Raw genomic sequence first — 15,418 nt, forward strand, 5'->3', positions numbered from 1 at the left:
GCAGCGCGCGTCCCCGCGCCCCTATCGGGGCGAGGCCCTCCGCGAGGGCACCGGCGTTCTCCTACGCGGCAGCGTGAACTTCGGCGACGACGCAGCTGACGTTGTCCGGCCCGCCGCAGGCGTTGGCGAGGGCCACGAGATCGCGTACCGCCTGTTCGGGCTCGGCGAAGCCGACGAGGACCCGGGTGATGTCGCCGACCGGGACCACGGCCGACAGGCCGTCGGAGCAGAGGAGATAGCGGTCGCCCGCACGGGCGTCGCGGAGCCGTAGTTCGGGGGCGCCGCCGACGCCGCCCGCAAGGGCCCGCAGGAGCAGTGCGCGCTGCGGGTGGGAGGCGGCCTCGGCCGCGCTGAGCCGGCCCTCGTCGACCATCTGCTGCACCAGGGTGTGGTCATGGGTGATCTGGAACAGCTCGCCGTCGCGCAGCAGGTAGGCGCGAGAGTCGCCGATGTGGACCAGGGCGAGCTGCGAGCCGGTGAAGAGCATCGCGGTGAGCGTGGTCCCGGCCTCCAGAGGCGCGCTCTCGGACCCGGACCTGGAGCCGGTTCCCGGCGGTGCGGCGGTCACGCCGTGCACGGCGTGACCGGCCCGCTCGATGGCGTCCTCCAGGACGTTGAGCAGGTTCCCGGCCGGGACCTGGTCGGTCTCCAGCCGCCTGAGCACATCGACGGCGGCCGCGCTCGCGGGCGCCCCGGTCGGGCCGAAGCCGTCGGCGACGGCGAGCAGCCGGGACCCGGCGTAGGCCGTGTCCTGGTTGCTCTCCCGGACCAGCCCGGCGTCGGACAGCGCGGCGTAGCGGATTCCCAGGGGCAGGGCGGGCGTGGTGAGGTCGGTCATGGCGGGTTCCTTCCAGGACAGATGGTCGACGAGGAAGGCGGCCAGCTCACGCCGGGCGGCGGTGTCCGCCTCGACCTGCGCCCAGTACACGCGGACCGCGGCCGCTGCCGCCGCCGCGTCCAGTGCGCAGACCTCCCGGATCCGGGCCAGCGGCATGCCGAGCCGCCGCAGCCAGGCCACCAGCCGGGCCTGCTCCAGCTGCGCGGGCGCGTAGAAGCGGTAGCCGGTGTCCGGGTCGGTGCGGGCCGGGGTCAGCAGTCCGAGGTCGTCGTACAACCGCAGTGCCTTCGGTGACAGCCGGGACGCCTTCGCGAACGCCCCGATGGTCAGCAGCCCCATGGCTCGCTCCTCCTCATCCGCCGGGCGGACCGCCCGGCTGCACCGATGCTCGGGCCTGCCCCAAGGGCAAGGTCAACGGCCTGGCCCCCGCATCCTGCCGGGTCAGGGGAGCGGGCGGGGCGGCCCGTCGTCCGGCTGCCCCAGGTCCGGGCCCAGGTCCGGGCCCACGTCCGGACCCGCACCCCCGGGCCCCGTGACGGGGAACGGCGGGGCGGGCGGGCCGCCCGGGTCGCCGTCGCGGTGCAGGCTGAGGCGGGCGGCGCCGACCACCAGGCGCAGCAGCAGGGCGAGGAACACCAGGTCGACCAGGATCTGCACGCTCACCAGGGAGCGGGCGAAGTCGCTGGTCGGCACGATGTCGCCGTACCCGACGGTGCCCAGGGTGACGATCGCGAAGTACAGGCCGCCGGTCCGGTTGAGCGTCGTGCTGAAGTTGTCGGGGTTGCTGTGCGCGAGCGACACGTACGCGCTCGCGAAAAGGATCACGAACAGCGCCAGGGAGACGATCGCGGCCTCGACCGCGCGCAGTTGCGGCAGGTCGGCGCGGAGGATCCGCCGTACCTCCACCGCCACCACGACCACGAACACCACGCCGCCGACGCAGAGCCGGAGCACCGCCCCCGCGTCGGGGCGGCCAGAGGTCAGCGGCAGCACGTAGTAGAGCCCGATGAGGGCGGCGGCCATGATGAGGCTGCCCACCACCGTCGCGGCCACGGCCCGCCGCCGCTGGGCCGGAGCCAGCTCGCGGAGCCGCCGCGCACTCACCGCGGCCCGCCCGTCCGCACGGGACCCGCGGCGAGCGCGGCGGCGGGCGGCGACCCGCCGCCCGCCGCTTCGTACGCCTGATGTCCCGTCGCCCTCATACGGCCCCTCGGTGCCGGGTCCTGCTCGCCGCGATCACCCCGAGCCTGCCGGGACCGCCCGCGCCCGGCCATCCGGCGGCGGCCAATCGGGGCGGCCGCCGCCGGACGGCTACTCCGCGGAGGGCAGCGACAGATACAGCCGCGTGCCCGTCGGCCGGAAGCCGATCCGCTCGTAGACGCGCCGGGAGCCGTCGCCCGAGAACTCCAGCCACACCGACCCGGCGCCCCGGGCGAACACCGCCTCGGCCACCGCGGCGGTGACGGCGGCGGCGATGCCGCGGCCGCGGTGGGCGGGGCGGGTGCCGACTCCGGCCAGTTCCGCGGTGTCCTCGGCCGGCGGGGAGCAGGACGCCCCGCCGGCGCAGCCGCCCTCCGGAGCGCGGACGAGGCGCACCGCCCCGCCCGTCTCCTGGAGGCGCCGCAGCCGGGCGGCGCCCTCCGCCGAGGCGGCGAAGGCGCCGCCGAACGCCTCGGAGAGCGCGGCGTCGAGTGCCGCGTACTCCTCGTCGGTGGCCGGGGTCTCCACCGGCCGGCCCTCGACGGGAAGCGGGACCGACAGCGTGGCCGGGGTGCAGACGAGGTACTCGTGTACGGCCTCGGTGCCGAAGCCCGCCGCCCGCAGCGCGGGCTCCACGCCGGGCGCCGCCTCCGGCGCGAACTCCAGCCGCGGCAGCAGACCGCGCTCCCGGAAGACCCCGATCAGGGCCGCCACGTCCCGCGCGGTCGGCTCGGCGCCGGGCAGCGGGGTCGCGAAGTTGAGGTACGGGCTGTCGGTGCCGGGGTAGAAGCCCACGACGAATCCGGCGGTCTCCACGAACTCGGGACGGCGGCGGAGGCTGGCTACGGCAAAACTCTGGACCTTCATGTCCATGGTGGGTGTGACCTCACGAAGTCTCAGGGTGAGCCCGGCGCGCCCTCAGTCGCGCCCGGGCACGGAAACATGGCGGTGCGCGGGGCACCGCTTCGTGGGGCCGCCGTCCGTGACGGACGTGGCAGGCTGAGCCGCCTCCCGCTGGGGAGCGGGACGCTCAGCGCCGACGGCGGCCGCTGGGGGACGCCGAAACCATGGCCTTCGTTCCTCACCGTGAGTCCGTCCGCGGGTCCGGCCCGCGGAGCACGCGGCACTTTTCCACGGCCGGCGCGTGGCGGGCAAGCGGTTTTTGTGACGTGCGAGACGTTGCAAGCAGTGTGCTTGCAATAGTTAGCAAAGTGCGGCACGCTCGAAGCCATGGCCTCACTGAACGTCGGCAACCTCGGCGAGTACCTGCGCGAGCAGCGCCGGAGCGCGCAGCTCAGCCTGCGCCAGCTCGCGGACGCGGCCGGTGTGTCGAACCCGTATCTCAGCCAGATCGAGCGCGGGCTGCGGAAACCTAGTGCGGAGATCCTGCAGCAACTGGCGAAGGCGCTGCGGATCTCGGCGGAGACGCTGTACGTGCAGGCCGGGATCCTCGACGAGCGGGAGCGGGACGGCCTGGAGGTACCGGCGGCGATCCTGACGGATCCGTCGATCAATGAGCGGCAGAAGCAGGTGCTCATACAGATCTACGAGTCCTTCCGGAAGGAGAACGCCGCCGCGCCGGTCGGAACGGACGGCGCGGAAGAAGCCGAAGAAGAAGCAGAAGCAGTGGACGTGGAGGCGGGTTCGTCTCCGACGCTGGTACGGGAGGAATCCGGGAAATGACCATCACCGACGACATCGTGAAGACGTTCCGCGACCCGACGCCGCTCTACGCGGTCGCCGGCACGGCCGACCTGGCCGCGGAGAAGCTGCGGGAGGTGCCCGCGCTGCTGGAGCGGCTCCGTGAGCAGGCGCCCGAGCGCTTCGAGAAGATCCGCGGGACCGACCCCAAGGCCGTGCAGGAGCGGGTCGCCGCGCAGGCGAAGGACGCCCAGTCCAAGGCGCAGACCAGGTTCAACGAGACGCTGAACAACTTCGACCTGGACCTGAGGAAGCTCGGCGAGTCCGTGCAGGACCTGGCCGTCCAGGGCGTCGGCCGGGCCGCCGAGTACGCGGTCAAGGCGCGCGAGACCTACGACGAGCTGGCCGAGCGCGGCAAGGGCGCCGTCGCCACCTGGCGCGGCGAGGCGGCCGACGAGGTCGTCGAGATCGCGGCGGTCGTGGAGCCGAAGCAGGACAAGGCCGCGGGCGCCGCCACGGACAAGCCCGCCGCGAAGCCGGCGGCGAAGAAGACCACGCCGCGCAAGCCCGCCGCCAAGAAGGCGGGCGACAAGTCCGCGCAGTGACGCGGACCGACCGGGCGCGGTGAGCACGACAACGACGACAGGGCCGGGCACGCATCGCGCGCCCGGCCCGTTGTCCCTGCGGTACCGGTACGGTGGCGGGCGACAGCGGATGACAGCGACAAGGTGGTGGACGGCGTGCTGATCACGGGCTTCTTCGGGGTGATCGCCCTGGTCTCATGGGCGCTCTTCCTCTTCGCCCTCTTCGCGTTCGTGGACGCGGCGATCCATCGCGAGGACGCGTACCGGGCCGCGGACAAGAACACCAAGCCGTTCTGGCTGATCATCCTCGGCATCGCGGCCGTGGTGATGAAGCTGTTCTCGGTCTTCTCGTTCCTGCCGGTCATCGGGCTGGTCGCGGTGATCGTCTACATGGTCGACGTACGGCCCGCGGTGCGCCAGGTCAGCGGCCGCGGCGGTCCGCGGCGGCGTGGTGGGCGCGGCGGTGGCAGCAGCAGCGACGGCCCGTACGGCCCGTACAACGGCTGACGCGCCCCGCAGGCCGGGCGGCCCGGCCGCGGCTCAGTGCCGCGGCGGGCGCTCCAGCAGGACGACGGCCACGTCGTCCGTCAGCTCGCCGCCGTTCAGCTCGCGCGCCTCGGTGACGGCGGCGTCGAGCAGTTCCTCGCCGCGCAGGCCCGCGGCCAGCAGCCGGGCGGTCATCCGTACCATCCCGTCCTGGCCGAGTCGCGCGGTGCCCTCGCCGATCCGGCCCTCGATCAGGCCGTCGGTGTAGAGCATCAGACTCCAGTCGCCGTCGAGCGGCACCGGGATGCGCTGCCACTGCGCGTCGTCCAGCAGACCGAGCGCGGGACCGCCCTCGCCGTACGGCAGCAGGTCCGGGACCCGGCCGGGTGCGGCGAGCAGCGGCGCCGGATGACCGGCGAGGTGCAGGTCGGCGGAGCGCGCGTCCGGCGCGATGTCGAGGGTGCACATTGTCGCGAAGATCTCGTCGTCGGCACGCTCGTGCTCCAGCACCTGCTGGAGAGTGCGCAGCAGGGTGTTGCCGCGGAGCCCGGCGAAGGTCAACGCCCGCCAGGCGATCCGCAGTTCCACGCCGAGCGCGGCCGCGTCGGGGCCGTGGCCGCAGACGTCGCCGATCATGGCGTGCACCGTGCCGTCGGGCGTCCTGACCGTGTCGTAGAAGTCGCCGCCGAGCAGCGCGCGGCTGCGTCCCGGGCGGTAGCGGGCGGCGAAGCGCAGGCTCGCGCCCTCCAGCAGCGGGGTCGGCAGCAGACCGCGCTCCAGCCGCCGGTTCTCCTGCGCCAGCAGCCGGGTCTCGGTGAGCTGGCGCTGCGCGAGGTCGGCGCGCTTGCGCTCGACGGCGTAGCGCACGGCCCGGGTGATGCCCGCCGCGTCGATCTCGTGCCGCGAGAGGTGGTCCTGCGCGCCGATCCGTACGGCCTCGGCGGCGCGCCCGTCGTCCGGGCCGTCGGTGAGGACGAGTACCGCCGTGCCGGGCGCGATCCGCAGCAGCCGCGGAAGGCTGTCCAGCACGTCCGGCAGGTCGAGCAGGATGCAGTGCACGTCGTCGGTGAGCAGCCGGGAGGCGGCGGTCAGGTTGCGGGCCCGCAGGATGCGGATCCGCGGGCCGGTGCCGTCTTGGAACCAGGGCGCGGTGAAGGCGTCCGTCGGGTCGTCGCCGACCACCAGCAGCGTGAAGGTGGCGGCGCCGCCCGCCGAGTCCTGCCGCTGGCGCGGCACCGAGACGCCCCCCGGGGGCGGCGTGTCGGACGCGGGCGGCTGCCCGGGCTGGTTCTCGGGGCGGTTCCCCGGCACGGGGGCCACCACCGGCATGGGCACCGCGGCGGGCGTCGATACGGGCACGGGTACGGCGACGAGGCCCCCGGCCCCGTTCGCGCCGGTGGCTGAGGGCCGTTCGGTGTCCCGCTGGGCAGCGGACATCAAGCGGACTCCGTCTCTCCCCCGAGGACCGAATGGCCTCCGCAGACCCTAGTGGCTCAGGACGGGAGCACGGGAGGGGCGAAAGTGAAGGGTCAGCGTCATATGCGGCGGTCAGAAGGGGATTTCGCCGCCGATGTGTGGATGCGCACATGACGTAGATCACGCATTGTCACTGCAACCATGCCCCCGAATCGGCCCTTTCGCGGGTCGGCGGATGCCCGTAACGCTCTCGGGACCGCTCCCAGGGCCCTCTCGGGGCCCTCCCGGGGCGGCTCAACCCGGCCGGACGACCCCCAGGATGGGCATCGACCCGGCCCCGGCGAGCGTCACCGTCCGCCCCGGCCGCGGCGCGTGCACGATCGCGCCGTCGCCCACGTACATCGCCACATGGCTGGCGTCGGAGAAGTAGATGACGAGGTCGCCGGGGCGCATCCGGTCCACCGGTACGTGCGGCAGCCGCGCCCACTGCTCCTGCGACGTACGGGGGATGGTCACCCCCGCCGCCGCCCACGCCTGCGAGGTCAACCCCGAGCAGTCGTACGCCGCCGGGCCCGTCGCACCCCATACATACGGCCGTCCGATCTGCCGGGTGGCGAACGCGATCGCCCTGCGCCCGGCGGGAGATGCGGTCGTCGCGCCCGATACCAGGCTTTTCGCCTGCTTTGTGGTAAGCCAGTTGCTCTGCGCCCGGTATGCCGCCTCGTCCTCCAGCCGTGCCAGCCGCGCGCGTTCACGTGCCTTGAGCGTGGCCAGCAGGGCGTTCGCCGAGGCGAGCCGCGCCTGGATGCGGGATCTGGCCGACGCCGCGGCGGCCTGGTCGTCGACGAGTTGCCGCCACCGTTCGGTCGCGGCGTGCGCGTAACCCTGCAGTGCGGTGCGGGTGGCCGTCAGTGCGGCGATCGTGCTGTTCGCGGCCCGCTCGCCGCGCGCCGCGAGCGTGGCGTCGGCCAGGAAGGTGTCCGGGTCGGCGGACAGGGCGAGCCGCAGGGTGTCGGACACGCCGCCGTCCCGGTACTGCGCCCGCGCCAACGCCCCCGCCTCATCGGTGAGGCCGCGCAGCCGCGTCTGCGTACGGTCGATCGTGATCGCGAGCGACACCAGTGCCCGCTGCTGCTCACCCACCCGCTCGTTCGCCGCGTCGTACGCCTCCGTCGCCCCCTCCGCCTCCCGGTACAACGCCCCCACCCGCGCCTGCACCTGCGCCAACGTCTCCGTCCCTGCCGCCCCCGCGGCGGCGGGCGCCGCCATCCCCACACCCGTGCACAGCGCCGTCACACAGACGCAGGCAGTGACCCGCCGCACCCGCGCGGCCTTCCCCGCAACCCGCATCCGACCCACCTCGATCTGACGGTCCGTCACATAGGGGTGGATGGTGCCACGGTGAGGCGCAATTCAACAGAGCGAAGCCCGCTCCGCGGGGGAGGAGGTACCGGCGCGGCCGTCAGCCGCGGGGGGCCAGGGCCTGCCAGGCCACCGTGACCTCGCCCTGGCGCCAGCGGGTGGGGCCGTCGGTGAGGGGCCAGCCGTCGTCGCGGAGGTCGCGGACCGCGCGGATCCAGCGCTGGCGGGCGCCGAGGGAGGAGAGGGGGGCGGCGCTGGCCCAGGCGCGGTCGAAGGCGGTCAGGAAGGCGTGCACGGGTTCACCCGGGACATTGCGGTGGATGAGGGCCTTGGGGAGGCGTTCGGCCAGGTCGGAGGGGCGGTCGAGGGAGCCGAGGCGGGTCGCGAAGGTGACGGTACGGGGGCCCTCCGGGCCGAGCGCCACCCAGACGTGGCGCCGCCCGATCTCGTCGCAGGTGCCCTCGACGAGGAGTCCGCCGGGGGCGAGGCGAGCGCACAGCCGGGCCCACACGGCGGCGACCTCGGGCTCGTCGTACTGCCGCAGGACGTTCGCCGCCCGGATCAGCACCGGGCGCCGCCCGTCCGGCAGCGGCACCTCGAAGCCGCCCCGTACGAAGGTCAGCCCGTCCCGCTCGTACGGTTTCGCCGCCGCGACCCGCGCGGGCTCGATCTCCACCCCCACGACCTCGGCGTCACCCCGTACCTCCCGCAGCCGCCCCAGCAGCTCCACCGCCGTCCACGGCGCGGCCCCGTACCCCAGGTCCACCGCCACCGGATCCGCCGCCCGCCGCAGCCCGGGCCCCAGCGCGGCCGCGATCCACCGATCCATCCGCCGCAACCGATTCGGATGCGTGGTCCCCCGCGTCACCACCCCGACCACACGCCCACCCATACCTCGACCCTAACCCCGCCCTCACCAGCCGGCCGCCACACGTGTTCCGCGCAGGAAAGTTCCCCGGAGTGGAAATGGAAGACGCCGTTCCGGTGTTCCCCATGGTTGAACGCGGGGGTACGGCTGCCGGAAGGATCACATGGTGACCCAGTACACGTCCCGGCTTGCTGCCCTGCGCGGGCACAAGCACGTGTCGGCCGCGCGGGGGCGGTGGGGTGGCGGGCGGCGGGTGCGGCGGGTCGCGATGCTCAGCGTGCACACCTCGCCGCTGCACCAGCCAGGCACGGGCGACGCCGGCGGTATGAACGTGTACATCGTCGAGCTGGCCAAGCGCCTCGCGGAGCTGAACGTGGAGGTCGAGATCTTCACGCGGTCCACGACCGGCGCCCTGCCGCCGGCGGTGGAGCTGGCCCCCGGGGTGCTCGTACGCCATGTGGACGCCGGCCCCTACGAGGGCCTCGCCAAGGAGGAGCTGCCCGCGCAGCTCTGCGCCTTCACACACGGGGTCATGCAGGCGTGGGCGGGCCACCGCCCCGGCCACTACGACCTCGTCCACTCCCACTACTGGCTCTCCGGCCACGTCGGCTGGCTCGCCGCCCAGCGCTGGGGCGTGCCGCTGGTGCACGCCATGCACACCATGGCCAAGGTGAAGAACGCCGCGCTCGCCGACGGCGACTGCCCCGAGCCGTCGGCCCGGGTCATCGGCGAGACCCAGGTCGTCTCCGCCGCCGACCGGCTGATCGCCAACACCAACGAGGAGGCGGACGAGCTGGTCCGCCACTACGACGCGGCCCCCGCGAAGGTCGCCGTCGTACACCCCGGCGTCAACCTCGACCGCTTCCGCCCCGCGCCCGGCCGCGCCGCCGCCCGTGCCCGCCTGGGCCTGCCGCAGGACGCCGTGATCCCGCTCTTCGCGGGCCGGATACAGCCCCTGAAGGCCCCCGACGTGCTGATCCGCGCCGTCGCCGTACTCCTCGACGAGGACCCGGCACTGCGCGACCGCCTGGTCGTCCCGATCGTCGGCGGCCCCAGCGGCAGCGGCCTGGCCAAGCCGGAGGCGCTGCACAAGCTCGCCGCCCGGCTCGGCGTGTCCGATGTCGTACGGTTCCAGCCGCCGGTCGACCAGGAGCGGCTCGCGGACTGGTACCGGGCCGCGACCGTCCTGGTCATGCCCTCGTACAGCGAGTCCTTCGGCCTGGTCGCCATAGAGGCCCAGGCGTGCGGCACCCCCGTGATCGCGGCGGCCGTCGGCGGCCTGCCCGTCGCGGTCAGCGACGACCGCACCGGCTTCCTCGTGCCCGGGCACGACCCGCACGACTACGCCCGGGTGCTGCGCCGCTTCGTCGACCACCCGGCGCTCGGCGAGACACTGGGCGCGGCGGCCGCCCGCCACGCGCGGGCCTTCGGCTGGGGCGCCGCCGCCGCGGACACCGCCGAGGTCTACGCGGCAGCGCAGTTCGAGCACCGCCGTCACCTACGATCGGCCCATGGCTGACGACACCCTCAGGAACCAGGCCGCGCACGCCCTCGAACAGGCACTCCGCGAAGCGGACCTGGCCTGGGAGTCGCCGCGCCCCGGCACCTACGTCACCACCCTCCCCGGCACCCGCAAGCTCTCCACCACCTGCTCGTTCCTGGTCGGCCGCCACACCCTGTCCGTCAACGCCTTCGTGGTGCGGCGGCCCGACGAGAACCACGAGGCGTTCTACCGCTGGCTGCTGGAGCGCAACCTCCGGCTGTACGGGGTCAGTTACGGCATCGACCGGCTCGGCGACGTCTATCTCACGGGCCGCCTGCCGCTGGCGTCCGTCACCCCGCCGGAGGTCGACCGGCTGCTCGGCGCCGTCCTGGAGAACGCCGACGGCTCCTTCAACACCCTCCTGGAACTGGGCTTCGCCTCCTCGATCCGCAAGGAGTACGCCTGGCGGGTGTCCCGCGGCGAATCCACCAGGAACCTTGAGGCGTTCACACATCTGACCGGCGAAGGGTCCTAGGACGCGTCCTAGCGGATTCCTGCCGTGGGCGCACGACCCCTTCCCATGATTCCGTGGTCCGTGACACCCTCATCCCCGTCGCACATCTGAATGTGGTTCAGATACGTGAAAGGCGGGAACATGGCGATGAGCCGTAGGAAGCTGCTGGCGGCGAGCGTCCAGGTCACCTCGGCGGCGGCAGCCGCCACCGCACTGGGCGTGACGGGCGCCGCGGCGGCGGACACCGGCCCCGGATCCGACGCGGGCACGGGCGCGCAGGGCCGACCCGCCGGACTGTGGGCGGAGTTCACCGCCAACCCGTACGCCCATCCGCAGATCCCCTACGTCGGCCGCGCCGGATTCCGCGGCGGGGAGCGGCACTTCCCCCGCCACCCCGTCCGTGCGAACGTCCTGCACTACGGCGCCCTGGCTGACGGGTCCGCCGACGCCGCCCCCGCCATCAACCGGGCGCTGCGCGAGGTCGGCGAGGCGGGCGGCGGCACCGTGTACCTGCCGCCGGGCACGTACCGGATCGACGACGTCATCCAGGTCGGGTGGGACAACACCACCCTGCGCGGCGCGGGCAGCGGCCGCACCACGCTCTACGCCACCAAGTCGCTGACCGAGGTGATCGGCGTCTACGGCAGCCGCTACGGCGGCGACAAGTCGTCGTGGTCCTGGGCGGGCGGCCTGGTGTGGATGTGCCCGAAGGACCGCTACCGCACCCTCACCGACGCGATACGCGCCCGCGCCTGGCCCTTCGAGGGCTGGACCGGCAACAAGCGCGACGAGTGGGAGACGCTGGCCAAGGTCACCGCCGAGGCCGTCCAGGGCAGTTGGACCGTCACCGTCGACAGCGCCGCCCGGCTGCGGCGCGGCGACCGCGTCCTGCTGCAGTACACCGACGACCCGGGGCACGGCCTGCTCGACCACATGTCCGGCGACGTCGAGGGCGCCGCCACGTACAACTGGTCGGACAAGACCAAGGTGTTGTCGTACGTCCCCTACGAGTGGCCCGCCCGCGTCACCGAAATCCGCGGCCACCGCGTCACCTTCGACCGCCCGCTGCCGCTGGACACCCGGCTGCTGTGGCAGCCCCGCATCACCACCCTGGTCACCCCGCTCGTCAACTCCGGCGTCGAGGGCCTCACCCTCCAGATGACCCCGACCCCGCAGTCCCTCCACCTCCTCGACAAGGGCTACAACGGCCTTGTCGCACAGTGCACCTGGGACTGCTGGGTCGACGACGTGCACGCCGTCGACGTCGACAACGGCTTCCTCATGGTCGCCGCGAAGGCCACCACCTTCCGCCGCACCCGCGTCTCGGGCCGCGGCAGCCACCACCCCTACGCCTGCCGCGAGGGCGCGCACGACAACCTCTTCGAGGACTTCGCCATCGACCAGCGCACCGTCCTCCCGGCCCCGCCCGGCACCCAGTTGCACGGCATCAACGTGGAGGGCCTGTCCTCCTACAACGCCTGGTCGCGCGGCCGGATGGACATGGGCACCTTCGACACCCACCGCGGACTGCCCTTCGCCAACATCCGCACGGACATCACCATCTCCAACGACGGCCAGCACGGCGGCGACGCCTCGGCGGGCCCGCTCTACGGCGCCCGCTTCACCCACTGGAACGTCACCGTCACCAACGGCCGCGCGGGCTGCGCCAAGATCGACGACATCGCCCCGTACAGCGCGACCGTCGGCCTCTCCACGGTCACCCCCTTCGGCCAGACCGACGTCCCCGACTTCACCGGCCCCCTCCACTCCCGCCTGGAGTCCTACGGCGACACGGACGTGTCCCCGGCCAACCTCTACGAGGCGCAACGCGAACTGCGGCGTTGACCGGGGCGGTTGACGCCTGGTGGTGCCGGTGGGACGTACGCCGTACGGTGTGACGGTCACGACGGACATTTCGCCGGGAGAGGCACATTGTGGGGGGACCGCACACGATTCGGGCCGTGAACCCGGACGACCTGGAGCAGTTGGCGTCCCTGCTCGACGGCAGGGACGCCGCCAGCCTCAGGAACCGCACCGACGCCGCCTTCCGCAAGGCCGCCACCCTCGGCGTCACCCCCACCCTCGCCGGCTTACGCCCCCTCACCACCTGGGCCACCGACACCGCCCCCGACCTCCGCCGCCGCGCCGCCAGGGTCCGCATGACCAACGGCGACCTCGCCGGCGGCTTCCTCTGGGCCGGCTTCACCCCCCGGGAACTGGCGCAATACCGCGGCACCACCGCCTTCACCCCCGAGTCCCTCCTCCTCGCCAACTCCGTCGCCGCCAGCGAGGACCCCCGCGCCCGCACCTTCCACCGCCGCCCCGACGAATCCCTCGACGACTGGCTCACCCGCCTCCAATCCCAAGCCCTCACCTCCCTCCCCGCCCTCCACCCCTTCGAGCCCGCCGTCGAATACCTCCTCTCCACCTACGGCGACTGGCTCTCCGCCACGAACGCCGCGGGCCGGGTGATCTTTCACGGCACGGCCTTGACGAAGGTCCTCGTCGGGAATTCGTTCAAGAGGGGGTGGGGGGCGCGGTGGAAGGGGTGGGCGGCGAGTAGCTTGCAGCGCAGCAGCGTGGGGTGGGTCGAAGGCAGGGGCGACTGGCTGGCGGAATGGGACCCCAAGATCCGCTCCCTGAGTGCCCCAGGCTCGTGGATGCCCAGCAGGCTCACGGCGTCTCTGGTGCGTATTCCGGGCACGGGTGGGATGATCGCTGACCGCACGGGAGACGTCTGGAACGTGCTCCGGAGCCAAAGCTTCATGGATGTACCTCTGCTGGGGAACATCACCGTGAACAGGGCGATCGACTTCGTGGCCGGATCCGACAGACTGGCAGCCCAGTTCGGCGGCCTGTCACACGCAGGCACAGAGGTCATCCGAGCAGGCTCGGCCAGCCTTTACAAGGTCACGAGGAACGCCTTCGAGGCAGCTCGTACGGGTGACGAGGCCGAGGGTATTTCCGCTGCAAGCCGTAGTGCCTCCCTCCTTCGCGGGCTCACTGTCGCCAGCAAGGTCGCCGGAGCGTTCCGGGGCGTCGGCATCGTCAGTGGCGTCGCCTCCACGGCCTTCAGTTCGGCGAATCTCGTATCTGATGGCAACCCGATCAAGGCGTACAAGCGCAAGGGCACGAGCTATGTCGCCGACGTCGCCGATGTCGGCTTCAACGCGTCCCTTACGTCGGCCATGATCGCACCGAACCCGGTGAGCTTCGGGTTCGTCATCGCGACTGGCACGATCTACGGGACGGCCGAAGTCGTGCAGCACTGGGGTGACATCCCCAAGGCCGCGCATTGGGTGGACCACACTGCGAGCGACATCGCTGGAGAGGCCAAATCCGTGGCGAAGAAGCTCAACCCGTTCGACTGGTGAGGGAAAGCACAATGGGCGACTTCACGTTCGAGTTGGAGCCATTCGAGAACGGTGCTCAGCGCGGAAAGCGCGGCACTGTGGGACCGTTCGGGGACGTCATGGTCTTCTACGTCAAGCCCGTTCGGCAGCAGTCGCAGGCGATGCCGAGAACGGAACTGATCGCTGAGCGTTTGCCGCAGACTTCCGTCACTGGGGTTGGTGCGTGCGGACGACCTTCGCTGACCAGGGCAGTGATGGAGGTCGGTGATGTCGCGGTGACGCTGAAGTACAACTCGTTCGGGATCCGGCGTGCGTCGCGCGCACTGCACATCACGTACGCGAACCGGGATTACACCTACACCTACACGAAGAGCATGGACATCGAGCTGCGCCGTGAGGGAGCGCGCGTCGCCATCAAGCGGGGCAGGTTCGTCCAGGGCGTCGGCCGCTATCGGACGGGATCGGTTAACGGCGCTGTGGACGAGGTCGACCTTGCTATCGCGATCGTCTTCGAGGCCGTGGACACCGATTCCCTGTCATTGGGGACCGCGCTCGCCTCGGCGCCGTTCCGAGGCGGTGCCGAGCCCGTCGGCGAGTAGTCCCTCACTCTCGTCGACCAAATCCCCCTCCCCCGGGAGCAGATCCCCCAGCCGTTCCCAGATCTCCGCCGCTGTCGAGCGGGTCAGACGCAGGGGGGTCGTAGGGGAGAGCCGTCCGGGAAGGACCGGCTCTTCGGGGAGGTCGCGGATCCAGTAGCCGAGGGGGCCGCAGTCCCAGACGGCGAGGGCGCGGAGGTGGGCGGCGGGGGCGCCGTCGTGGGCGCCGTCCCAGACGGTGGTGACGCGCCAGGTGGAGTTGAGGGCGGCGACGAGGTCGGCGAAGAGGGAGAGGGCGGGTTCGGCGAGGCCGCCCGCCGCGGAGGCGACGTCGGCGTCCGGGGACCCGGCGAGGGCGGCGTCCAGGGCGCCCATCGTGGTCTCGATACGGCGGACCGGCGGATCGACGGCCTCGGCCGTACGGAGGTTGACCTTGCGGGCGAGTTCCCAGACGAGGGTGCCGGGCTCGATGGCGAGGTATTCCGACTCCTCCTCGCCCGGCCAGCCGTCGTGGGCGACGACGGTGCGGCGGCCGACGACCACGCCGTGGGTCACGGGGCCGTGCTCGCCGGTGACCTCGACCTGGATCATGACCATGGGGTCGGCGAGGGTGGTGAGCAAGTCACTTAATAAAGGCGAGAGTTCGCCCTCCTGGCCGACCAGGCCGAGCTGCTGGAGTTCACCCAAAGAGGGGACGAACTCCGCGGGCGGACTCTCTCCGTCCATCAGGTGACCGAGTACGGAGATGTGCCGGTCGGCGAGCCGGAAGCGGGCACGCGCACTGTCGTAGGACGGCATCTACCTGAGGTCCCTGGCCTTCTGCTCGCAGGTCCGCGCCTCGCCGCGCAGGCTGTCCGCGACGGACCGGCACTTCGTACGCCACGCGCCCAGATCACCGCGGATGCGGTCGGCGTGCGGGCCCGACCAGTCCTTCATGGTCCGGGTGGCGAACGTTCTGACCTGGTCGGGGAGTGCCTCGACCTCGTCGGCGAGGCTGCGCAACGCACTTGCCCGTGTGGTGAGTTCCTGCGCGCCGGGTGATCCCACGGGCGCCCCCTCCCTGAACGCCCCCGCGCC

Annotated in this window: 16 protein-coding genes; 8 read left to right on the forward strand and 8 right to left on the reverse strand. The window is 72.5% G+C overall.

What is annotated here, in order from left to right:
- Positions 1-61: 61 nt before the first annotated feature.
- The 3 genes from AB0M29_RS23925 to AB0M29_RS23935 all read right to left on the reverse strand — a co-directional run bounded on the left by AB0M29_RS23925 (position 62) and on the right by AB0M29_RS23935 (position 2,911).
- Positions 62-1,177, reverse strand: a complete 1,116-nt coding sequence (locus tag AB0M29_RS23925; RefSeq protein ID WP_365385757.1) for a MerR family transcriptional regulator — start codon at positions 1,175-1,177, stop codon at positions 62-64.
- Positions 1,178-1,279: 102 nt separating this feature from the next.
- Positions 1,280-1,942, reverse strand: coding sequence for a potassium channel family protein (locus AB0M29_RS23930; RefSeq protein ID WP_365385759.1), 663 nt, complete (start codon positions 1,940-1,942; stop codon positions 1,280-1,282).
- Positions 1,943-2,149: 207 nt separating this feature from the next.
- Positions 2,150-2,911: a GNAT family N-acetyltransferase gene (locus tag AB0M29_RS23935; RefSeq protein WP_365385761.1), complete on the reverse strand. Its 762-nt coding sequence runs from the start codon at positions 2,909-2,911 to the stop codon at positions 2,150-2,152.
- A gap of 357 nt (positions 2,912-3,268) precedes the next feature.
- Here AB0M29_RS23935 and AB0M29_RS23940 point away from each other — a divergent pair, with 357 nt between their 5' ends.
- The 3 genes from AB0M29_RS23940 (at position 3,269) to AB0M29_RS23950 (ending at position 4,770) form a co-directional block, all read left to right on the forward strand.
- Positions 3,269-3,721, forward strand: a complete 453-nt coding sequence (locus tag AB0M29_RS23940; protein ID WP_365385763.1) for a helix-turn-helix transcriptional regulator — start codon at positions 3,269-3,271, stop codon at positions 3,719-3,721.
- A complete protein-coding gene (locus AB0M29_RS23945) occupies positions 3,718-4,284 on the forward strand; it encodes a hypothetical protein (protein ID WP_365385766.1) in 567 nt (188 codons plus the stop codon). Before AB0M29_RS23940 ends, AB0M29_RS23945 begins: the two co-directional genes overlap by 4 nt.
- Before the next feature lie 135 nt (positions 4,285-4,419).
- The gene (locus tag AB0M29_RS23950) at positions 4,420-4,770 is read left to right on the forward strand and encodes a DUF2516 family protein (protein WP_365385768.1); all 351 of its coding nucleotides are present in this window, start codon (positions 4,420-4,422) and stop codon (positions 4,768-4,770) included.
- Between the two features lie 33 nt (positions 4,771-4,803).
- Here AB0M29_RS23950 and AB0M29_RS23955 read toward each other — a convergent pair whose 3' ends face one another.
- The 3 genes from AB0M29_RS23955 to AB0M29_RS23965 form a co-directional block, all read right to left on the reverse strand.
- On the reverse strand, positions 4,804-6,186 hold the full coding sequence (locus AB0M29_RS23955; RefSeq protein ID WP_365385771.1) for a SpoIIE family protein phosphatase: 1,383 nt from the start codon (positions 6,184-6,186) through the stop codon (positions 4,804-4,806).
- A gap of 273 nt (positions 6,187-6,459) precedes the next feature.
- Positions 6,460-7,515 (reverse strand): C40 family peptidase, encoded by a 1,056-nt coding sequence (locus AB0M29_RS23960; protein WP_365385773.1) that lies wholly within the window; start codon positions 7,513-7,515, stop codon positions 6,460-6,462.
- A 112-nt stretch (positions 7,516-7,627) separates the two neighbouring features.
- Positions 7,628-8,419 (reverse strand): class I SAM-dependent methyltransferase, encoded by a 792-nt coding sequence (locus AB0M29_RS23965; RefSeq protein ID WP_365385776.1) that lies wholly within the window; start codon positions 8,417-8,419, stop codon positions 7,628-7,630.
- 142 nt (positions 8,420-8,561) lie between these two features.
- Between AB0M29_RS23965 and mshA the strand changes: the two genes are divergently transcribed.
- The 5 genes from mshA (at position 8,562) to AB0M29_RS23990 (ending at position 14,344) form a co-directional block, all read left to right on the forward strand.
- Positions 8,562-9,914: a D-inositol-3-phosphate glycosyltransferase gene (mshA, locus tag AB0M29_RS23970; protein ID WP_365385778.1), complete on the forward strand. Its 1,353-nt coding sequence runs from the start codon at positions 8,562-8,564 to the stop codon at positions 9,912-9,914.
- Positions 9,907-10,413, forward strand: coding sequence for a YbjN domain-containing protein (locus tag AB0M29_RS23975; protein ID WP_365385781.1), 507 nt, complete (start codon positions 9,907-9,909; stop codon positions 10,411-10,413). Before mshA ends, AB0M29_RS23975 begins: the two co-directional genes overlap by 8 nt.
- Positions 10,414-10,539: 126 nt before the next feature.
- Entirely contained in the window at positions 10,540-12,237 is a 1,698-nt protein-coding gene (locus AB0M29_RS23980; RefSeq protein ID WP_365385784.1) for a glycosyl hydrolase family 28-related protein, read from the forward strand.
- A gap of 116 nt (positions 12,238-12,353) precedes the next feature.
- Positions 12,354-13,766, forward strand: a complete 1,413-nt coding sequence (locus tag AB0M29_RS23985; protein WP_365385785.1) for a PE-PGRS family protein — start codon at positions 12,354-12,356, stop codon at positions 13,764-13,766.
- An 11-nt stretch (positions 13,767-13,777) separates the two neighbouring features.
- Complete coding sequence (locus tag AB0M29_RS23990) at positions 13,778-14,344, forward strand: hypothetical protein (RefSeq protein WP_365385788.1); 567 nt, start codon at positions 13,778-13,780, stop codon at positions 14,342-14,344.
- On the opposite strand, the gene AB0M29_RS23995 is transcribed toward AB0M29_RS23990, so the two are convergent.
- Both AB0M29_RS23995 and AB0M29_RS24000 read right to left on the reverse strand, forming a co-directional pair.
- Positions 14,282-15,139, reverse strand: a complete 858-nt coding sequence (locus AB0M29_RS23995) for a hypothetical protein (RefSeq protein WP_365385790.1) — start codon at positions 15,137-15,139, stop codon at positions 14,282-14,284. The genes AB0M29_RS23990 and AB0M29_RS23995 overlap by 63 nt on opposite strands.
- Positions 15,140-15,388, reverse strand: coding sequence for a hypothetical protein (locus tag AB0M29_RS24000; protein ID WP_365385792.1), 249 nt, complete (start codon positions 15,386-15,388; stop codon positions 15,140-15,142).
- Positions 15,389-15,418 lie beyond the last annotated feature (30 nt).

The organism is Streptomyces sp. NPDC051976 (assembly GCF_040680795.1).
GTDB lineage: Bacteria > Actinomycetota > Actinomycetes > Streptomycetales > Streptomycetaceae > Actinacidiphila.

Excerpts from the sequence above, each read along its gene's own strand:
- AB0M29_RS23945 (WP_365385766.1), top strand. The coding sequence starts at position 3,718 with ATGACCATCACCGACGACATCGTGAAGACGTTCCGCGACCCGACGCCG.
- AB0M29_RS23925 (WP_365385757.1), bottom strand. The coding sequence starts at position 1,177 with ATGGGGCTGCTGACCATCGGGGCGTTCGCGAAGGCGTCCCGGCTGTCA.
- AB0M29_RS23980 (WP_365385784.1), top strand. The coding sequence starts at position 10,540 with ATGAGCCGTAGGAAGCTGCTGGCGGCGAGCGTCCAGGTCACCTCGGCG.
- AB0M29_RS23960 (WP_365385773.1), bottom strand. The coding sequence starts at position 7,515 with ATGCGGGTTGCGGGGAAGGCCGCGCGGGTGCGGCGGGTCACTGCCTGC.
- AB0M29_RS23955 (WP_365385771.1), bottom strand. The coding sequence starts at position 6,186 with ATGTCCGCTGCCCAGCGGGACACCGAACGGCCCTCAGCCACCGGCGCG.
- AB0M29_RS23975 (WP_365385781.1), top strand. The coding sequence starts at position 9,907 with ATGGCTGACGACACCCTCAGGAACCAGGCCGCGCACGCCCTCGAACAG.
- AB0M29_RS23940 (WP_365385763.1), top strand. The coding sequence starts at position 3,269 with ATGGCCTCACTGAACGTCGGCAACCTCGGCGAGTACCTGCGCGAGCAG.
- AB0M29_RS23935 (WP_365385761.1), bottom strand. The coding sequence starts at position 2,911 with ATGGACATGAAGGTCCAGAGTTTTGCCGTAGCCAGCCTCCGCCGCCGT.
- AB0M29_RS23990 (WP_365385788.1), top strand. The coding sequence starts at position 13,778 with ATGGGCGACTTCACGTTCGAGTTGGAGCCATTCGAGAACGGTGCTCAG.
- AB0M29_RS23995 (WP_365385790.1), bottom strand. The coding sequence starts at position 15,139 with ATGCCGTCCTACGACAGTGCGCGTGCCCGCTTCCGGCTCGCCGACCGG.
- AB0M29_RS23965 (WP_365385776.1), bottom strand. The coding sequence starts at position 8,419 with ATGGGTGGGCGTGTGGTCGGGGTGGTGACGCGGGGGACCACGCATCCG.